Raw genomic sequence first — 18163 nt, 5'->3', positions numbered from 1 at the left:
TCAAACAATATTCATTAGACCACTTTTTATTCTTCGCCACCATAAATTTCCGGTTTTAATACCCCGATATATGGTAGGTTTCGATATTTTTCATCATAATCTAACCCATATCCGACTACAAATGCATCCGGAACCTCAAACCCAACTAGGTCGGCTTCAATTTCTGCCGTTCTTCCAGAAGGTTTATCGAGTAAGGTTACAATTTTTACTGAATTTGCCTTGCGATATTTAAATAAATCCACTAAATAGCGTAATGTATTACCACTATCAATAATATCCTCGATAATTAATATATCGCGACCTTCTACTTTCGTATTTAAGTCTTTTAAGATTTTTACCTCTCCAGAGGAAACCATACTCGTTCCACCATAACTAGATACATCCATGAAGTCCATCTCTAGATGTGTTTGTACTTGTCTTAACACATCAGACATAAATGGTAATGCTCCCTTTAACACACCAACTGCTAATGGAAAACGCCCTTCGTACTCTTTTGTTAATTGTTCTCCTAACTCTTTACACTTCGCCGCTATTTCTTCTTCTGTAATAAGTATTTCCTTAATGTCGTTATGCACGATAATCCTCCTACAATTTACCTTGTTGATAATTTAGTTGTATATATAAGGAATGTTTTTGCTTTGGTATAGAGTCGCGTTTCTTTATACCAATAAGCCATAGTATATCCCCATTATTATCCGTTACTACTGGCCATCTATTCCGATCATGTAAAGGTACTTTTGCATCAATAAAAATATCTTTTAACTTTTTACTTCCATTTAACCCATTCCACGTCATTCGGTCCCCGTCCTGCCGGTTCCTAATATGTAAAGGCAGTACTACTTGGCTTGCCAAACAAATATATGTATGTTCATTCTGTATAGCAACTTCATTTGTATATGTAGCACGTATTGTATCACCATTAGGTAATAGCACCTCACCCGGTACTGCTAACACTTCATGGAAAGGTTCATTTTCTTCTTTCTGTTGAAAATAAAAGATAAGTTTATTATATGCTTTTTCTACCTTTAAATGACGAGGAAAATCAATTTGGACATTTCCCTTTTCTCTACTCATTAACATAAAGAATTGCTCTTCATGGACATAGGATAAATCTTTAGGTACGTCCTCATGATATAGATAGTTTAATATTAGATGAAAGGCTCGCCTTTGTAAAGCAGATGCACGTGATTGAAACTGATCAATACGAAACATGACTTTTATTGGTTTTTCCTCTGTAATAACAACATCCTCAAACAATTTTTTTGCTTCTGATTGTAGGAATGTCTCATCCATTTCTAATGATTCATTTAAATGTTGAATCGTCTTGTGTAAATTAGGGTTCTTTTCCTTTAATAAAGGGAGTACCTTATGCCGAAAATAGTTCCGAGTATAATCGATCGTTTCGTTCGATGGATCAAGTCGTGGTACGATGTTATTCTCCTTACAGTAATCCTCAATTGCTTTCTTTGTTACACATAGGAATGGTCGTATGATAAACCCACCAGCAAATTCACGTTTAACTGGGATACCGGCAAGAGAGCTGGAATCAGCCATACGAACCATTCGCATTACCATCGTTTCTGCTTGATCATCACCATGATGACCAAAAGCCAAATAATCCGCTTGGAAATGCTGCATTTGCTCTGCAAAAAAAGCATAGCGCAACTCTCTAGCTGCTATTTGGGTGCCTAAGTGCATTTTCTTTTTATATTCGTTCACATCAATCGATGTTCCCACAAATTCTATCTTCCACTTTCGGCAAATATCCTCCACATAGTGAAGATCCTCCACACTTTCCTCTCCACGAAGTCCATGGTCTACAGAAAGTGCGACTATCCGTAATCTCCATTGCTTCTGCATCCTGTTGAGAAAATGTAAAAGTGCCAAAGAATCCGGCCCACCTGATACAGCAACTAATACAGTAGACTCCGGGGAAAGTAGTTGATGCTTATGAATAAAGGATTCTACTACTTCATTCACTCATGTCCACCTTCTTATTCTTAAGTACTTCTCATTTTACCACTCTAATTAAGGGATGAACAACGAAGAAAGATAAAACCCTAGCGCCACGATTAAAAACCCTACAGACTCTACTGCTAGTGAAGGATTGTCTTCTTTCCTTCTCGTTGTAGATGCTTTGGATTGCTTCTGCAAATGATAAATTACAGCAGATACTTCTTGTTTCATTTCATCACTGGTATGATATTTCCCGAGCAATGCTTTCTTAAAACATGAAGTATACGGTTGAAGTGCTTTGACGTCATTAATTTTCTTAAATAACGTAGCTTGTGGATTGGACCCCTTAGGAAAATGCCTTGGATAATATACACTAATAAACACCATAACTAACGCAAATAGATCATAGCTTGGCTCAGCCTTTCTCGTTCCTAGTCCCCAATAGCCACGGTCATAGAACTCTGTATATTCTTTTATCGCTCGACCAACTTGTGTGGTACCACCGACATCAATCCATCTAATGCGCGGTGGTGCATGGCTAACCAATAAATTGTCTACCTTTAAATCACCAAATATCCAGCCAGATTGATGTAAATTTCCAAGGTCGTCTAATAGCTGCAGCATAAAGACGCCAATCCATTCGTTGCCATGCTGCTTAATAAATTCTGGTAAGGTTCTCCCTTGGATATATTCCATGACATAAAATGAAAAGGTCGTACCTTGGGGCGTTACCCAATCATCTACATCCAATAAATAAGGTCCAAGACTTTTCGCTTGGACCTTCCCTAGTGATTTTAATACATTGACCTCCATTGTAATGGAAGAACTTTTATCACTAATCTTCAATGCAGCCTTTTTTCCACCTGCATCACATAGATAAACCGACCCAATCGCACCATTTCCAATCTTTCGGATGATAACGTATCGTTTTTGATGCCATTTACCGGTGATTGTCATCCCAGGCTTTAGAAAAGTATCATGCGTTCTCGATGTCTTGTTCATGATTTCCTCTAAAGCTCCTTAACAAGCTTTTCTTACCAAACTGGTACATTGCCTCACGGATAGCTGGCCCTGTTGGCGTAATTCCACCACTTGTAAGCTTCGGAAATACAGATGAAATGGAATCCAACTTCGGAGACCAGTCTAGTACTTTATCAATATCCTTACGTTTTCCTGGGAAGTTATAAATTGCAAAGCGATTTCTTCCAACTCTGGAGTTAAGGCTAATAGATAAATCAATTAATGCTTCCTTAACGGTAGGTAATTTATCATGCATACTTGCACTTGTATCAATAAGTACCAATACCTCTAGGTCACTTGTTTCACCCAAGTCCTCCACTACTTCCATTATTTCTCCTCGTTTTTCAGGGTCTAAATCTTCTATCGTTTGCTCTTTACCTAATATTTGCTTCAGCTCCATATTAACAAATCCCTGGATTGTTTGCGTCATGGCTTGTTTTGTTACCGTTTGTACGGTTTGTGATAATGCCTGCTTATATACTAGCTGGCTTACTCCGCCACCTGATAAGGCAATTTCTTCTACCTCTTGTAGACCCTCAGGATCTTCTGTTTGATCGTCTTCCAATATACCAATGACATTAACTGTTATCCCTTGCTGAAATGCTAATGCAGCTGTTGCCGCTGGGTCTTCCCCTTTATTCGAACACCCATCTGTAATTAATAGAATTTGCTTTAAAGTCCCCTTCTTCATACGAAACACCTCCATATTATTCCTTTACCATCATTGACAAAAATGCTTCGAGATATACCTTTTTCAAAGAAGGAATCTAGCAATTCTATTTAGAGCGCCTCTGTTTGGTAGATTGGAAACGTCGCCCAACGAGGAACATTCTTTTTCACCTTTGCAACTAACACGGTCATATCATCCTCTATTTCACCGGAACGTGTTCGAATCACTTCTTCTAGTAAAAGGTCGGCTATCTCCTGCGGTTGATCTGTCTCCATCTCGCGGATTTTTCGTTTCAGCCAAACATCTGTGTTCTCGACATGCTTAGGACCATCAAAAATACCATCACTCATCATAATCAGGATATCCTCGGACTGTAATTGTTCATTAACAATATCAACATCGAATTCCCTAATGATTCCCATTGGCAGGTTGCTCGCCTCTATTTTTAACAGCTGGTCGCCACGCTTGACAAAGCTTGGTGTCGACCCAATCTTTAGGAAGCGGACAAACGCATTATGTAGGTTAATCACAGCTAAATCTAGGGTTGCAAACATTTCATCCGTTGTCCGTAATGCTAAAATAGAATTGATTGATTTTATCGCAACTTTTTCTGGGATACCGGTTTGGAGTATTTGTTGTAATAACCGTAATGTTTCTTTACTCTCCTCATTAGCCCGTACACCATTGCCCATGCCATCACTGATGGCCATGGCATATTTTCCTTCTCCAAGCTCCATCATCGTATAACTATCTCCAGAAATAATACCTCCACCTTTTGCTGCGTGGGCGACACCAGTTTCTACCGTATATTCCTTTGCCGAGCCAAATGCAAGGAAGGAATAACCATTTGGAAACGGCGAAATATCCTCCTCTTTGACAACAATCGTCTCATTTAAAATATCCGATAAAACTGGGGCAATTAATTTTTCTCCCTCGCCGCGATAATCATAGAATAGGGCTGTTATTTCAATATCAACGTTTCCTTTATCTAATCGATAGACATCTAGTTTCTCTAGTTCAATTCCAATCGATTTTAGTGCATGGACAATTTGTATTTCTTGTTTTTCATGGTGCTCCCGTTCCTTTAAAATTTCTTTAGCAAAGTCCTCCATCACATCGGATACTCCTTGAAGCTGTTCGGCAACAAGCTTCTTACTCTCCACCACTTGCTTTCTTAGCTTGCGATTTGCTTCAAAATAGGACATTTCTTCCTTCATCGTATCGATTACTTTTCGCGATTTAATACAATGGTTTTCAAACTCTCGAAGAACCTTTCTGTTCGGTTCATTTCCAGTTTCAACATTTTGTTTCAGCATATCCATTAACGAATATGTCGTGTCGAATTGCTGTTGCCAACACCTTTCTTTCATAAAGCAGGTTTGACAGGTTTTTTCTGTAACATTACTTAGGAAGTAATCGGTCTCTCGCTGCGATTCCTCTTCCTCAAGGGAGTAATTTTCCGCCGAGCTAAAGCTTTTGGATAACGCCTCAAAGACCTCGGAAAATTGCTCTACACGTTTAGCGGTTACATTGCGGACCTTCTGCAAGTATTGTTGCTGTTCATTGGCATGCTCCTCTGTCCCCGGAATGTATCGTGATAATTGTTTAAACCAGCTACCTGGCGTAAGTAAAAATAATAGGATAGCGACTGATGACTCCATTAAGGAAGGAATTAATGAACTAGAATCGCCATAAATTCCTACCAAACATGTTCCGACTAATAGACCTGCTCCAACACCTATTTTTTTTCCTTCTTTTAATAGACCTCCGAGTAAACCAGAAAAGGCTAGTAAACTCATTTGATATAAGTTCGCTACATTTGCTAGCGATAAAATTAACCCTGCCACAACCCCAACGGTAGATCCAATGGCCGCTCCACCTACAAAGCCAAATAATAAGACAAAATATCGTGATAAAACTTGTTCAATAGATGCGCCATAAAGCTCCCATCCGACTGTTCCGGTTAGAATGGAGGCAATTAAAATTATCATACAGACAATTTCTTCATTTTTTAAGGTTGGCCGATACCTTCTTTTGGAAAGCAATGGGACACTTTGCATAAAGATTAGGACTAATACTGTTCCAAGTACTCCCTCTACTAGTATTAGCATCCATTCATAAGAAGTAAGCTGTCCATAAATAGAATATAAGAAGATTCTTGGTGCAACAGTTGCAAGAAACACAAATATAGGAATTTTAATTTGTTCACTTTTCACGTTTTGAAAGATAGTAGAAATAATGATGAAGAAAAATAGGGAAATACCGACAAATACACCATGCGTTAACGATATAGTAAATGCACCAATCATGGTTGCTAAGAGTGTTTTAGCGGCTTTATCCTTATGCATTAGCCATAAGGTTGCTAAAAAGGCTACTGCGAAGGGGGAGACCACCGATAGAATAACAGCTCGTCCGAGTAAAAAACCTACCAGCACAAATAATAATCCGTGATCCAGTAAGATTTTTTTCCCTTGTGTATATAATTTCATTTTTATGTTTTCCAAGAATGTGCTCTCTACTTCAATTGCTTTTGTCTGGACTCTAGTTACCGATTCCATTCAACCACTCCTCTTTGACGGTTTATTTATTTCATTTTTTTGTTCTAACTTGAGGGATTATATACATATACTCATTATGGACAGGTGTTCTTTCATAACAGTAAACCATAAAAGGTTATTTTTTTTTGTCAAAAGAAGAGGATAGATTTTAAAAATCGTTCGACTGAAATCTAGTGGGTGATGGGTGATTCTACATATTCCTTATATTGCTGTGTCGTTTTTGTCATAGACCGCCAGCGCCTATAACAAGGGATTTCTTGTAGGTTTGTTACTAGAATAGAAGGCGAATGACTAGTGAATAATCCATTCTTAAATTGGCAAATAAAAAAGAATCACGTCAGATACGAGATTCTTTTTTTGCAAATACATAGACTTAGTATTGGTTTATAAACCGTTTTAGATATTGTATAGCGGTAGTATGTAGCCCTTCGTGGTAGATGGTTCGGGTTAGGACTTGTTCGATGGTGTACATGCCCATTTCGGTTGGAGGGAATTCTTCTTCTAGTCGCTCTTCATATTTCGCTTTAATATCGGTAATTTGATACGTTAATCGTTCCTTTAATTCTGCTAGATTAGGTGTTTCCTCGGTAAAGTTATTAGGATTAGTCCCAAAACCAAACCATTGATTTAATTGATTCGTCTCTTCAGATGTTTCTTTGGTTAAAGCATAGATCCAAAGGTATTGATCTAAATAAATATGACCTAAGTTCCATCTAATATTGTTATGAAACCCCTCTGGTATCATGTTTGCTTCTTCCTCTGTCAACTCCTCGACTAGTCGTAATGTTTCTTTTCGGTATGCATGCAGCTGGTTAAATAATACTTCATGATGTGCCTTCACCTGTTTTCACCTCATTTCATGTCGTTTTGCTAATATATTCGACATTATCTGAAAATATCCTCTTTAATTAAAAATATTGACATGAATCGAAACGTATTGTATGATGATTTTTGTTGACTCAAAGAAATCGTCTTTGACATCAACTTAATATAGATTATATGGCGGCGTAGCTCAGCTGGCGAGAGCGTACGGTTCATACCCGTGAGGTCGTGGGTTCGATCCCCTCCGCCGCTATCATTTTAAAAAACCTGTTATCTCTTTTGATAACAGGTTTTTTTACTTTAAACCTACTAGCCCCGCATCCACTCTACACGGTGCTTTTACTTCCCACACGATGAATCATTTTTTGGTGTACATACATAAAAAAAATAGCTACCTTGATGATAGCTATTTTTTCGTAACTAACCTATATGATAAAAATTCTAGAGCATTATCTGGTAGACAGCATCTACTATCCTCTTTTAGCACCTCGACCTCCACGTCTGGATTCTGTGTGCTTCTTCAAAGAGGCTAGGCGATCTTCAGAGTCCTTGAGAAAACGGTTCATTTTAGCTTCGAATGTTTCCGTACGTTCTCTAGGATTTTGACGGACTGGCTTCTTTTCCTTTGCTTTCTTTATGGATAAACCAATCTTACCATCTTTTTCAACATTAATTACTTTAACCTCTACTTGATCACCAACAGAAAGGTGTTCATTAATGTCTTTGACATAATTGTCGGCAACCTCACTAATATGAACAAGTCCTGTTGTTCCTTCACCAAGCTCAACAAAAGCCCCAAAATTAGTGATACCGGTTACCTTACCTTGCAGCTTGCTGCCTACTTCAATTGACATAAAAAAAATGCTCCTCCTTAAGAAATTAAAATACTTTACTTATATATTATAGCGAAGCCAGTAAAAGTGTGTCAATAAGACGAGTCCTCATCCGGAGTTTTAAAAATTAGCTCTCCTTCCTTTGATAGGAAGTATTTCGTACGTGCTATCTCTAGAATATAATCCTCATCATTCAGTAATTGAATCTCTTCTTTGAACTTCTTCTCTTTTTGTTCTAAGTCTGCTAGTTCTTCTTGTAACTGCTTATATTCTTCCATTTTTTCCGTATGTAAGGTTCGTTGTTGAAAGTGATAGACCGCCATGCTGCCAGCAATGAATGCGATAAGCGTCATAAAAAGAACCAGCCTGCGAACAAGTCTTTTCTTTTTCCGCTTCTGTCTTTCTACATGCGCATCGTATTGCTCCATATATTGAGAGTTCAGTTTCGTCACTGTTTTCTTCTTTTGCATAGCGTCACCTCCTCTTTGATGTGATATACCTTAAGCCTTTTCTACATATATTCTGTATTTTACTATAAAATCCTGCTAAATGGTGTAAAAATAATTTGAACTTTTTAGGTAGTAGCTGGTATATCTTCATCAAAACCCATTTTATCGGTATAAAGAGGCATTTTATAATAAAGCCTAAAACTAGCATAATCATATTAAAGAGGAAGAGTATGCTAGCTATGATTATCTTCACGATATATTTTATTGGCGTAATAAATAATCCATTTACTAGACTACGAACAACTTGATAAATTTTATTAACCAGGATAATTAGACTTTCCAATACGCGTTTATAGAGCTTTGCGGCAAATACTTGATATGCCGCAAACCCTAAAAAACATGCAGCGAAAACATACAATCGTAGCTCCCCAGCGTTCACTTGAAATAAAATAAAATATAAAATAAACATCTGGGTGAGCCAAAAGCTTACTTCCATCACATACACTAAAAACACATTCTGTTTCCAGTGCTTATGGAATCGGCGAAAGGTATCTAATGCCATACCAAGATAAAGGCCTCCACCTATCATGGAAACCATGGTTAAAAATTGGACACTAAGTGTCATCGGAATAGCTTGCTAAAGAATCCTTTAGCCTTCTCCTGGTGATGTTCATCTACATAGGACATCTCATAAATCTTCCCTTTAATGGAGACAACACCTTCGCCAACATCTAGATTTTTTAACTGGAGGTTTTGACCACGAATGATAAGATATCCCATCACAGTTTCTAGCAGAAATTCTTCATTATCAAAACTATCCACTTCTTTTACACCAGTAATTTCTAATAGTCTACGATTATTCAGTTTTAATTGATGATCTTGCTGTTGTACTCTTGTACTATTTTCTTTTTCATAATAATTCATATCCGCTTCCTCCTTATCACTAATAACTTATGAAAGGAGGGACAAGTATAGAACTACTCTGATTCGATTTTTTCTTCTTTTACAATTCTATAAAGCATACTAGCTTCATCTTTTCGTACGGTTTCTTTTAATGATGTAACCTCAGCCGTTACTAGTTTTTGACCGAACCGTATTTGTAACGTATCCCCTACTGCTACAGTTGAAGAAGCTTTAGCCTGATTACCGTTAATCGTGATTCTACCTTGGTCGGCTACTTCTTTTGCTAATGTTCTTCTTTTAATTAAACGAGATACCTTCAAAAATTTATCTAAACGCAATGATCTCACTCTCTTTCCTTTGCTTGATTCCAATAGTAATCCATTTCTTCTAAACTAGTTTCCATTATATCGAAGCCTTTTTCTTGTAATTGTTGCTCTATATAGGAAAAGCGTTCGATGAACTTCTGGTTCGTCAGGCTTAGGGCATTCTCTGGATTTACTTTATAATATCTTGTTAAGTTGGCTAGTACAAATAGTACGTCACCAAATTCTTTTTCTATTTCCACTTTATCATCCGCTTCAATGGCCTTTTGTACTTCTTTTATTTCCTCATCAAGCTTGTCCCAAATATCCGCTGCTTGATCCCAATCAAACCCTACTTTTGCTGCCTTCTTTTGCAATTTATAGGCTTTTAGTAGGGCTGGTAGAGCTTTTGGTATACCAGCTAATATCGACTTCCGTGTTTCTCCTTTTTCCACTCGCTTTAATGCCTCCCAATTGGTCAAGACATCATCAACAGAATCGACTGTTTCATTGGAAAAAACATGGGGATGGCGGTGAATCATTTTATCGGTGATGGATTGAATAACATCATCGATCGTGAAATACCCATCATCTTCACCAATCTGGCTATGAAGCATGATTTGCAAGAGTACATCTCCCAGTTCCTCGACAATTCCTTCGTCATCTTCCTCATTGATTGCATCAATTAGCTCATACACTTCTTCTATCGCATATTCTCTTAATGATTCATGGGTCTGCTCTTTGTCCCATGGACATCCATTTGGTCCTCTTAACGTAGCAATTACTTCTCTAAGTCGATTGAAGGTATGATTTAATAACTGCTTCGGTGCCGGTGGAACATATACACTCGTTAAGTTACTAACTTCTACAGAATGATCTAATTCCTCTAATGGAATAGTTACCTTTTTCTCCTGATCACTTCCTGCTGCATCAATAATGGTAATCTCATAGTCCGGTGGTAAATCCTCTAATAACGCTAGCTTCACCTCAGAGGCGGTAAAGCGATCGTATACCTGACAAAATACAAGATGGTGCTGATAAACGAGCTGGCTTCGTTCAAATCCAGTTGCATCAACAAATTGGAATCCATCGATTGGATCTATTTGTAAGGAGGTAAATAACGCATCTAAATAGCTTTGTCCCCCAATAATGTCCACTTCTACTTCATCTTGCTCTAACAATAGCTGAACGGTCTTTTCTGCTAACATAGGATGGCCTGGTACGGTATAAATTAATGAATTTTCTTTTGCCTTTTCTAAAAGAACACGAACAATCTCTTGATAAACCGATGCAAACTCCTGATTCTGCTCATATAAAGAATCAAATGAAATAAACTGGACACCTTCTTTTTGTAACGATTCTATTACTGGGTGATCTAGTGTTCGTGCATAAAGAACCGTGTTCTCCTTTGTTAGCTTACGATAAATGCCAAGTGGTAGCTGATTTATATCCCCTGCCCCAAGGCCGATTACTTCAATTTTTTTACTCATCGATAGACCTCCTTTAACGTCCTGTCAATCTCTTTCCAAACGGTATAAGCTCCATTTCCTTATCCGTAAACGCCTTAAATCGCACTAATAAAACGAAATAGATTACAGCTCCAACTCCCGATAGCATTAAAACGGTGAAAAGCAATGCCAATCTAGAGAAGGATTCTGTCGGAAGAAGCCAATCAGCAAAGACTAAAAAGGCAACCATGCTACTATTCGCTATCATAAAGGCCTTCCAATGGATAGAAAATACATGATGGCTATTTTTCTTCAGTTTTCTAATGGTACAGATGGCTAGAAACAACAGGCTAACCACTGTATCAATTGCACTTCCTATAATGCCCCAATACGGAACGAGTAAGGTATTCATAACCCACTTTACGATAAATGCCATTGCAATATATAATGCTGTCCATTTAATAAAACCTAGTCCTTGTAATATAGAGCTAGCAGTTATCACCATCGCACTTAAAAGCACCGCCCACATCAGAATCATTAACGCTATTTGGCCTTGATTGTCCTGATATAATAAGCGGTTTGTTTCCGGAAATAGGAAGATTAATCCTATACTTGCACCCCAAGCTAAATAAAAGCTAATTTTTAATGAGCTTGTAATATGGGCACGTATTGGTGCTTGATCCAATGACTGCATGCCCTTTGTAATACTCGGCATTAAGGCTAAGCCAAATGATGAGCCCAATACAGCACCAATTTGTATCAGTGGCTGCCCCCGATCAAATACACCTTTTGCTTCCATTGCCTCTTGATCTGATAACCCACTTTCGATTAACCCAGGTACAACGGTAAATGAATCTGCAAATTGAATAATTAACAAAATCATATGGCTTAATGCTGCAATAAACCCATATACGATAATGGTTTTACTATAGTATTTCCAAGGAACCGGACCAGTTCCCTTCTTCACTGGCTTATTCTTTACAAAGAAAATAATTAATATCAAAAAAGCAACTACAGATCCAACGATAGCAGCAATCCCAGCAAAGATTCCCACCCAGTAGACATCCACTCCATATATAGCGATGAAGCAGGCAATCCCAATAATTATCGATACACGAGAAAGCTGCTCACCGAGCTGGGAATAAGCAGTTGATTTCATTTCGGACTTTCCTTGAAATATTCCACGTAACAATGCGGTAAAAGGAATAACAATCCATAGTAGACTTGCCACTTGGTATCCCGTAGTAAGCTGTTCATCCCCTACGAATAGCGCCATTTCATCCGCATTGATGTATAAGAGTAGTGCAAATACCCCACATATTCCGAACAGGATCGCCAAAATAGGAAGCATAAAATACTTCATAGAAGTGTCTTCTGTTTCTGCTGTTAGCTTCGAAATAGCTGTTGGAAACCCATATAAAGCTAGTATCAAAATGATACCAATAATCGGATAGATTTGCTGATAAATATAAAAACCTATATCGCCTGTAAGGTTTTGCAATGGAATTCGATACCCTGCACTTAATACCTTACTAATCACTCCTGCTAATGTAAGGATTAAAGCACCCTTAACAAATTTATTCGATTCCATTATCCATAACTTCCTTTATTACAATTCTCATGCTGGTAAAATTCCACTACATTATACCATACGTATTACAAAACAAAGGGAACCGACTTGTTCACATGAAAAAAAGAGTAAAAATTAGTTGCTTCCTAACTAATTCTTACTCTTTTAAAAAATTTACTCCATTTGCTTCGCCAAAAAGCTAGCTGCGGTTTCTAATGCCTTTTGCTCCACTTCACTTAATTTACCCCCGTCACGTGAAAACATGACGACACAGCCAATCGGGTCTCCATTTGCTATAATCGTACTGATACAGTAAGAGTTTACTTCTTCCTCTTTCCCCGGAAGTAATTCTAATGTACTTGCATCGGTTTCCAGTGTTTGCAGTCTACTCTCAATTGCCTTTTCGATTTTAGGTCCAATGTTTTTGTTTAAGTAATCTTTTTTCGATTCCCCTGCTACCGCAATGATTTCATCACGATCACAAATAAATACTGGGTGATGAAGAGAATCGAATAGCGCTTGGGCATATTCTGTGGCAAAATTGCCTAATTCATTGATTGGTGAGTATTTCTTTAGAATAACCTCGCCTTCACGATCAATGAATATTTCTAATGGGTCTCCTTCACGAATTCGTAAAGTTCTTCTGATTTCTTTCGGGATGACTACTCTACCTAAATCATCAATCCGTCGTACAATTCCTGTTGCTTTCATTAAAGAAGCCTCGCTTTCTTATGATGATTTCTCGTGCCAAATATAGAAGCTAAGCCTATTATGTCACTCGTACGGTTATAAAATGTTGGTTAGGATGCAAAGGTTGCTCATAACCGGTACGTACACAACTTCATGCTTATTATCTGTCATGAGAAATTCTCCAGTTGTGTTTTAGTAGTATGAATCATCTTGGAAGAACTATACATGAAATACCATTTATTGTACTTAGCGATTAATTTTATCCATTTTACCAATAAAATCTTTTATTGTATCGTATCGAGTGAAGGAGGAATCTCTTGAGAAACGATAAATAACCTTTAGTTTCGTTTGCTCGGTTCCTAATAAAATTTCTCTCCCATATTCATTCGCCAGTTCAAATACTTTCGCACCATCTACTAGCTTGCTTCTCTCGTCCGATACAAGTAATTCAATTTTATTGCTTTTCTCCGTAATGGATTCGATTCGCTCTCGTTTAGCTAACCATCTGAGCTCTGAAACAATAAATAGATTTTCCACCTCAGTAGGAAATTCACCAAAACGATCGAGTAACTCGTCCTGTAAATCTTGTATGTCTTCTTTTGACGATATGGTCTGGAACTGTTTATACATATCGATTTTCTGTCTTTCATCTTCAATATAGGTATCCGGAATATACGCATCGATTGACAAGTTTAATTCTGGATCAAATGGCTTAACATCCTCAATTTCTTTCCCTTGTTTTCTTGCCTCGATTGCTTCCGTTAGCATTTGGTTATACATATCAAATCCGACAGAATCAATAAATCCATGCTGCTGGGATCCGAGTAAATTCCCTGCACCACGTATCGATAAATCACGCATGGCAATCTTGAAGCCTGAGCCTAGTTCAGTAAATTCTTTTATAGCTTGTAGTCGCTTCTCCGCCACTTCATTGAGAACTTTGTCTTTCTTATAAGTGAAGTATGCATAGGCCACGCGATTAGAGCGTCCTACCCTTCCTCTTAGCTGGTAGAGCTGACTAAGCCCCATGCGATCAGCATCATAGACAATTAACGTATTCACGTTCGGTATGTCAACACCAGTTTCAATAATGGTTGTGCTGACAAGAACATCAAATTCCCCTTCTAAAAATCCAAACATCACGTTCTCTAGCTCGGTCTCATTCATTTGACCATGAGCAAAGGTAACGCGAGCCTCTGGAACTAACATGCCAATATCGCGAGCCATCTTATCAATGTTCTCTACACGATTGTACAAGAAAAATACTTGACCATTACGAGCCATCTCTCTTTCAATCGCTTCTCGAATTAGCACCGGATTATATTCCATGACATAGGTTTGGATTGGAAAGCGGTTTTCTGGTGGTGTTTCGATAACAGACAAATCACGAACCCCTAGCATGGACATATGAAGGGTACGCGGTATTGGGGTTGCGGTTAAGGTTAACACATCAATATTCGTCTTCATCTGTTTTACTTTCTCTTTGTGCTTCACGCCAAAACGTTGCTCTTCATCGACAATTAATAACCCTAGGTCATGATAGACAACATCTTTGGAAAGAAGGCGATGTGTTCCGATTACGACATCCACTACGCCACGTTTTAAGCCCTCAATCGTCTCCTTTTGTTGCTTCGGTGTTCTAAATCTACTTAATAATCCAATGTTAATTGGGTAGTCCTGGAATCTTTCACGAATCGTTTCATAATGCTGTTGTGCTAAGATCGTGGTCGGTACTAGAATCGCTACTTGCTTACCGTCTGAGACCGCTTTAAAGGCAGCACGAATAGCAACCTCGGTTTTCCCATAACCTACATCTCCACAAAGCAGTCGATCCATTGGTCTTTCTTTTTCCATGTCTTGTTTGATTTCTTCAATACAACGTAATTGATCCTCTGTTTCTTGGTACGGGAAGGATGCCTCAAACTCACGTTGCATTTCTCCATCTGGTGAAAAAGCATATCCTTTGCGAGATTCTCTTTCTGCATAAAGCTTTATTAGATCATCAGCAATATCCTCTACAGAGGACTGTACTTTTCGTTTTACTTTTGTCCAATCACTGCCACCTAATTTATATAGCTTCGGTTCTTTTCCTTCTGAACCGACATATTTCTTCACTAAATCAATCTGCTCAATTGGAACGAATAGCTTATCATCACCAGAGTATTTAATTAGCATATAATCCTTATGCTTACCTTGTAATTCTAACGTTTCAATCCCTAAATAACGGCCAATTCCGTGGTTCGTATGAACGACATAATCGCCTACCTTAAGTTCTTGGTAGTTCTGGATACGTTCTGCATTAGAGATATTTTGTTTCTTCCTAGAGCGCTTCGTCTGTTTCTTAAAGAGCTCATTCTCTGTAATGACAGCGAGCTTATGCATTGGTAACTCAATACCACTTGTTATATTCCCAACGATGATAGTAGGCATTTCCACCGGTAACTGTATGTGATCTGAAATCGCTGCTTCAATGTCGTAATCATCCAAAATGGATTGGACCTTTTCAGCCCGATTTTTATTTGGCACAATTACAACAACGGAGTAATCACCCTTTTCCCACCGCTTTAACTCATTTTTAAATAAATGCATTTGCCCGTGAAAATCTTGCATCGCTCTCGATGAAAGATTGACAATGTTTTGCGGGTTTGTGTTTGGAATATGCCGTAGGAACACAGACATGTAAATACGTGTTGCATTCATCCTGCCCCAAATGGTATGCCAATCAAACGAAAACTTACTATCCATAACCATCTTATTTGCTTCCAATAAACTACTGTACCATTCTGCTTCCTCATGGTCTAAATTGGTCGCTGTCTCCTGAATTCTACTCATTTCATCGAGTATGATTAAACCATTATGCGGTAAATAATCTAATAAACTAGCAGGACGATCATAGAAGTAACCGATATACTTATGCATTTCAGGATAATGCTCGAGATTTTTTAATCGTTCAATATCCCCTTCAATGGCATCTACTAATGCTTCCTTTCCTTCTTTAGTCGTGATCTTTGTTAGCGTTTTGGAAAAGGCATCCTCTAATCGCTCTGCACCACGAAGGATGTCTTCACTTGTTACAAGTAATTCGGTTGCTGGTCCTACGGTTACCTCCTGTAAGCGGTCCATAGAACGCTGTGAATCTGCATCAAAATATCGAATCGAATCCACTTCTTCATCAAATAGTTCGATTCGGATTGGGTGTGGCTCTGTTACTGGATACACATCAATAATTCCGCCACGTCTACTGAACTCACCAGGTGCTGTTACCATGGAGGCATGTTCGTATCCCATATCGACTAAAGAGCTAAGATAGGAGTCGATGGTAATTTCTTCTCCTTCTCTAAATAATAATTGATACTTACTCCAATATTCTATTGGGGGTAAAATCCGTTTTAAGGCAGCTACAGGCACAATTAATACACCTGATTTTTGGTTAGACCACTTCGTCAATGCTTCAATTCTGCTGCTGCGTAGCTCTGGACTTGCGATTGCAATTTCCGTTGCTATTAATTCATTTACTGGATATAAGTGTACCTGGTCCTCATCTAAAAAAGCAGTTAAATCATCATATAATTGTTGTGCCTGTACCAATTGATAGGTAATAAGCAGTATTGGGCGATGGAGCGATGCCTCAACAGCTGATACTAGCATACTTCTAGCAGAACCAGATAAACCAGCAACTAACTGTTCCTTCAAGCCACCTTCTACGCCATCTATAATAGATTGTACATCCTTTTGTGATTGTAAATATTGATTAAAAGCCTTCACATCAAAACCCCCATTATGACTTCCCCTTCAAGCACGATATCTTACTAAATTAATAGCATTTAAAAATCTACTAAATAAAGCGCAAAAATGCCTTGGTTAAGAACCAAAGCTTTGCACTCTATATGCTATTGGATAAAATAATCTAATTCATGATATTCTGGATGATGTCCTAACGATTCTTGGCAATTCTCACAAATTGCATGAATTTGAACATCTCCGTTCTCTTTATACTGGATCATTTCTCTTTTTTCCTCATCTGTTAGCTTATTCCAACCTAACACGGTAGTATCGACAACTTGTTCTTTTATTTCACCGAGTTTTAGCCCACAATGTCTACAAGTATAGACAATAGCCATAGAAGTACCTCCTCGAATAAACACATGATTAGTTAATAGGTTTATCCGAAAAGAGATATTTTATACGAGTAGAACAAAATTATCCCTTATGTGTTACACGTTCTAGAAGCTAACTTTTCCTTGAACATGATTTCACTTTATTTATCTTACTCAGAGAGCATTAAATTCATTCATAACTTCTTCAAACGATTGCTCCAACCATTTTTCACATGCATTAGCTGCATTGGTAATGCTTTCTTTTACTAGTGCCTCTTCCTCTTTTGGAAATGCACCTAGTACATAATCAACTACTGGTATTGGTGATACCGGGCGACCTACGCCTAATCTGATTCGTTTAAAATCTTTCGTGCCCAGTTGATCAATAATGGAGCGGATGCCATTATGACCGCCGTGACCACCTTTTTGTCGTAATCGGATTTTTCCAGTTGGTAAGTCTAAATCATCATAGATTACGAGGACGTCTTCTAACTCAATATCATAGTATTCCATTAACGGCCGAAGTGATTCTCCTGAAAGGTTCATATAGGTTTGTGGTTCAAGCAGTAACACCTTTTCCCCTTTCAAGGTTGTAATCGTGTAAAGCCCTTTAAATTTCGTCTTGTTAAGATCTAGGTTATGACGTGCCACTAATTCATCTATCACCATAAAACCGATATTATGCCGAGTATTTTGATATTTCTTCCCCGGGTTTCCTAAACCGACAATACATTTCATATTATTTCTTCCTTTTTTAGTATTTAATCTATCTATACAGGCTCGTAGTGTCTTTTGAACACCTACTTAACCATACAGTTATTTACCGTTAGGATGCGCTAACGTAA

The 18163-nt window shown here is 38.0% G+C and carries 17 protein-coding genes and 1 tRNA gene; 1 reads left to right on the top strand and 17 read right to left on the bottom strand.

All coding sequences use genetic code 11. The features are described from left to right. Nucleotides 1-26 precede the first annotated feature (26 nt). The 6 genes from hpt to AAIB49_RS12315 form a co-directional block, all read right to left on the bottom strand. Nucleotides 27-575 carry a hypoxanthine phosphoribosyltransferase gene (hpt, locus tag AAIB49_RS12340; protein WP_211740763.1) on the bottom strand — a complete coding sequence of 183 codons (549 nt, stop codon included), beginning with the start codon at nucleotides 573-575 and terminating at the stop codon, nucleotides 27-29. Nucleotides 576-585: 10 nt separating this feature from the next. Continuing rightward, nucleotides 586-1980 carry a tRNA lysidine(34) synthetase TilS gene (tilS, locus tag AAIB49_RS12335; RefSeq protein WP_211740764.1) on the bottom strand — a complete coding sequence of 465 codons (1395 nt, stop codon included), beginning with the start codon at nucleotides 1978-1980 and terminating at the stop codon, nucleotides 586-588. 48 nt (nucleotides 1981-2028) lie between these two features. Then, complete coding sequence (locus AAIB49_RS12330) at nucleotides 2029-2958, bottom strand: protein kinase domain-containing protein (RefSeq protein ID WP_339217544.1); 930 nt, start codon at nucleotides 2956-2958, stop codon at nucleotides 2029-2031. After that, a complete protein-coding gene (locus AAIB49_RS12325; protein ID WP_186871128.1) occupies nucleotides 2933-3667 on the bottom strand; it encodes a vWA domain-containing protein in 735 nt (244 codons plus the stop codon). The genes AAIB49_RS12330 and AAIB49_RS12325 overlap by 26 nt, the downstream gene beginning before the upstream one ends. An 89-nt stretch (nucleotides 3668-3756) precedes the next feature. After that, entirely contained in the window at nucleotides 3757-6204 is a 2448-nt protein-coding gene (gene spoIIE, locus AAIB49_RS12320) for a stage II sporulation protein E (RefSeq protein WP_211740766.1), read from the bottom strand. A 373-nt stretch (nucleotides 6205-6577) separates the two neighbouring features. Continuing rightward, entirely contained in the window at nucleotides 6578-7045 is a 468-nt protein-coding gene (locus tag AAIB49_RS12315) for a DinB family protein (protein WP_339217546.1), read from the bottom strand. A gap of 160 nt (nucleotides 7046-7205) precedes the next feature. Between AAIB49_RS12315 and AAIB49_RS12310 the strand changes: the two genes are divergently transcribed. Further along, nucleotides 7206-7279: transfer RNA gene (locus tag AAIB49_RS12310), tRNA-Met, on the top strand. A gap of 217 nt (nucleotides 7280-7496) precedes the next feature. On the opposite strand, the gene AAIB49_RS12305 is transcribed toward AAIB49_RS12310, so the two are convergent. The 11 genes from AAIB49_RS12305 to pth all read right to left on the bottom strand — a co-directional run bounded on the left by AAIB49_RS12305 (nucleotide 7497) and on the right by pth (nucleotide 18056). Continuing rightward, nucleotides 7497-7880, bottom strand: a complete 384-nt coding sequence (locus AAIB49_RS12305; RefSeq protein ID WP_186871125.1) for a S1 domain-containing RNA-binding protein — start codon at nucleotides 7878-7880, stop codon at nucleotides 7497-7499. A gap of 71 nt (nucleotides 7881-7951) precedes the next feature. Further along, a complete protein-coding gene (locus tag AAIB49_RS12300) occupies nucleotides 7952-8329 on the bottom strand; it encodes an FtsB family cell division protein (RefSeq protein WP_339217550.1) in 378 nt (125 codons plus the stop codon). Nucleotides 8330-8333: 4 nt separating this feature from the next. Beyond that, nucleotides 8334-8933: a spore cortex biosynthesis protein YabQ gene (gene yabQ, locus AAIB49_RS12295; protein WP_339217552.1), complete on the bottom strand. Its 600-nt coding sequence runs from the start codon at nucleotides 8931-8933 to the stop codon at nucleotides 8334-8336. After that, nucleotides 8930-9232, bottom strand: coding sequence for a sporulation protein YabP (gene yabP / locus AAIB49_RS12290; protein WP_186871122.1), 303 nt, complete (start codon nucleotides 9230-9232; stop codon nucleotides 8930-8932). The genes yabQ and yabP overlap by 4 nt, the downstream gene beginning before the upstream one ends. A gap of 53 nt (nucleotides 9233-9285) precedes the next feature. Continuing rightward, entirely contained in the window at nucleotides 9286-9549 is a 264-nt protein-coding gene (locus AAIB49_RS12285) for an RNA-binding S4 domain-containing protein (RefSeq protein ID WP_339217555.1), read from the bottom strand. 5 nt (nucleotides 9550-9554) lie between these two features. Beyond that, nucleotides 9555-11003 (bottom strand): bifunctional methyltransferase/pyrophosphohydrolase YabN, encoded by a 1449-nt coding sequence (gene yabN, locus AAIB49_RS12280; protein WP_343458180.1) that lies wholly within the window; start codon nucleotides 11001-11003, stop codon nucleotides 9555-9557. A 13-nt stretch (nucleotides 11004-11016) separates the two neighbouring features. After that, nucleotides 11017-12552 (bottom strand): putative polysaccharide biosynthesis protein, encoded by a 1536-nt coding sequence (locus tag AAIB49_RS12275; RefSeq protein WP_343458179.1) that lies wholly within the window; start codon nucleotides 12550-12552, stop codon nucleotides 11017-11019. A gap of 153 nt (nucleotides 12553-12705) precedes the next feature. Then, a complete protein-coding gene (gene spoVT / locus AAIB49_RS12270) occupies nucleotides 12706-13242 on the bottom strand; it encodes a stage V sporulation protein T (protein ID WP_343458178.1) in 537 nt (178 codons plus the stop codon). Between the two features lie 225 nt (nucleotides 13243-13467). Continuing rightward, the gene (gene mfd / locus AAIB49_RS12265; protein ID WP_343458177.1) at nucleotides 13468-16986 is read right to left on the bottom strand and encodes a transcription-repair coupling factor; all 3519 of its coding nucleotides are present in this window, start codon (nucleotides 16984-16986) and stop codon (nucleotides 13468-13470) included. A gap of 125 nt (nucleotides 16987-17111) precedes the next feature. Next, entirely contained in the window at nucleotides 17112-17342 is a 231-nt protein-coding gene (gene fin, locus AAIB49_RS12260; RefSeq protein ID WP_186871115.1) for an anti-sigma-F factor Fin, read from the bottom strand. Nucleotides 17343-17492: 150 nt separating this feature from the next. Next, a complete protein-coding gene (gene pth, locus AAIB49_RS12255; protein ID WP_343458176.1) occupies nucleotides 17493-18056 on the bottom strand; it encodes an aminoacyl-tRNA hydrolase in 564 nt (187 codons plus the stop codon). Nucleotides 18057-18163: the final 107 nt, after the last annotated feature.

The sequence above is a fragment of the Ornithinibacillus proteolyticus genome, assembly GCF_039581225.1.
GTDB lineage: Bacteria > Bacillota > Bacilli > Bacillales > Amphibacillaceae > Ornithinibacillus > Ornithinibacillus massiliensis.
The sequence above is the reverse complement of the archived record's forward strand: the minus strand, read 5'-3'. Positions and strand labels throughout refer to the sequence as shown.

What these genes read in the sequence shown, in the direction of transcription:
- fin (WP_186871115.1), bottom strand. Translation starts at nt 17,342, where the DNA reads ATGGCTATTGTCTATACTTGTAGACATTGTGGGCTAAAACTCGGTGAA.
- AAIB49_RS12305 (WP_186871125.1), bottom strand. Translation starts at nt 7,880, where the DNA reads ATGTCAATTGAAGTAGGCAGCAAGCTGCAAGGTAAGGTAACCGGTATC.
- spoIIE (WP_211740766.1), bottom strand. Translation starts at nt 6,204, where the DNA reads ATGGAATCGGTAACTAGAGTCCAGACAAAAGCAATTGAAGTAGAGAGC.
- yabP (WP_186871122.1), bottom strand. Translation starts at nt 9,232, where the DNA reads ATGAATTATTATGAAAAAGAAAATAGTACAAGAGTACAACAGCAAGAT.
- AAIB49_RS12300 (WP_339217550.1), bottom strand. Translation starts at nt 8,329, where the DNA reads ATGCAAAAGAAGAAAACAGTGACGAAACTGAACTCTCAATATATGGAG.
- AAIB49_RS12330 (WP_339217544.1), bottom strand. Translation starts at nt 2,958, where the DNA reads ATGAACAAGACATCGAGAACGCATGATACTTTTCTAAAGCCTGGGATG.
- pth (WP_343458176.1), bottom strand. Translation starts at nt 18,056, where the DNA reads ATGAAATGTATTGTCGGTTTAGGAAACCCGGGGAAGAAATATCAAAAT.
- spoVT (WP_343458178.1), bottom strand. Translation starts at nt 13,242, where the DNA reads ATGAAAGCAACAGGAATTGTACGACGGATTGATGATTTAGGTAGAGTA.
- AAIB49_RS12275 (WP_343458179.1), bottom strand. Translation starts at nt 12,552, where the DNA reads ATGGAATCGAATAAATTTGTTAAGGGTGCTTTAATCCTTACATTAGCA.
- yabN (WP_343458180.1), bottom strand. Translation starts at nt 11,003, where the DNA reads ATGAGTAAAAAAATTGAAGTAATCGGCCTTGGGGCAGGGGATATAAAT.
- AAIB49_RS12325 (WP_186871128.1), bottom strand. Translation starts at nt 3,667, where the DNA reads ATGAAGAAGGGGACTTTAAAGCAAATTCTATTAATTACAGATGGGTGT.
- yabQ (WP_339217552.1), bottom strand. Translation starts at nt 8,933, where the DNA reads ATGACACTTAGTGTCCAATTTTTAACCATGGTTTCCATGATAGGTGGA.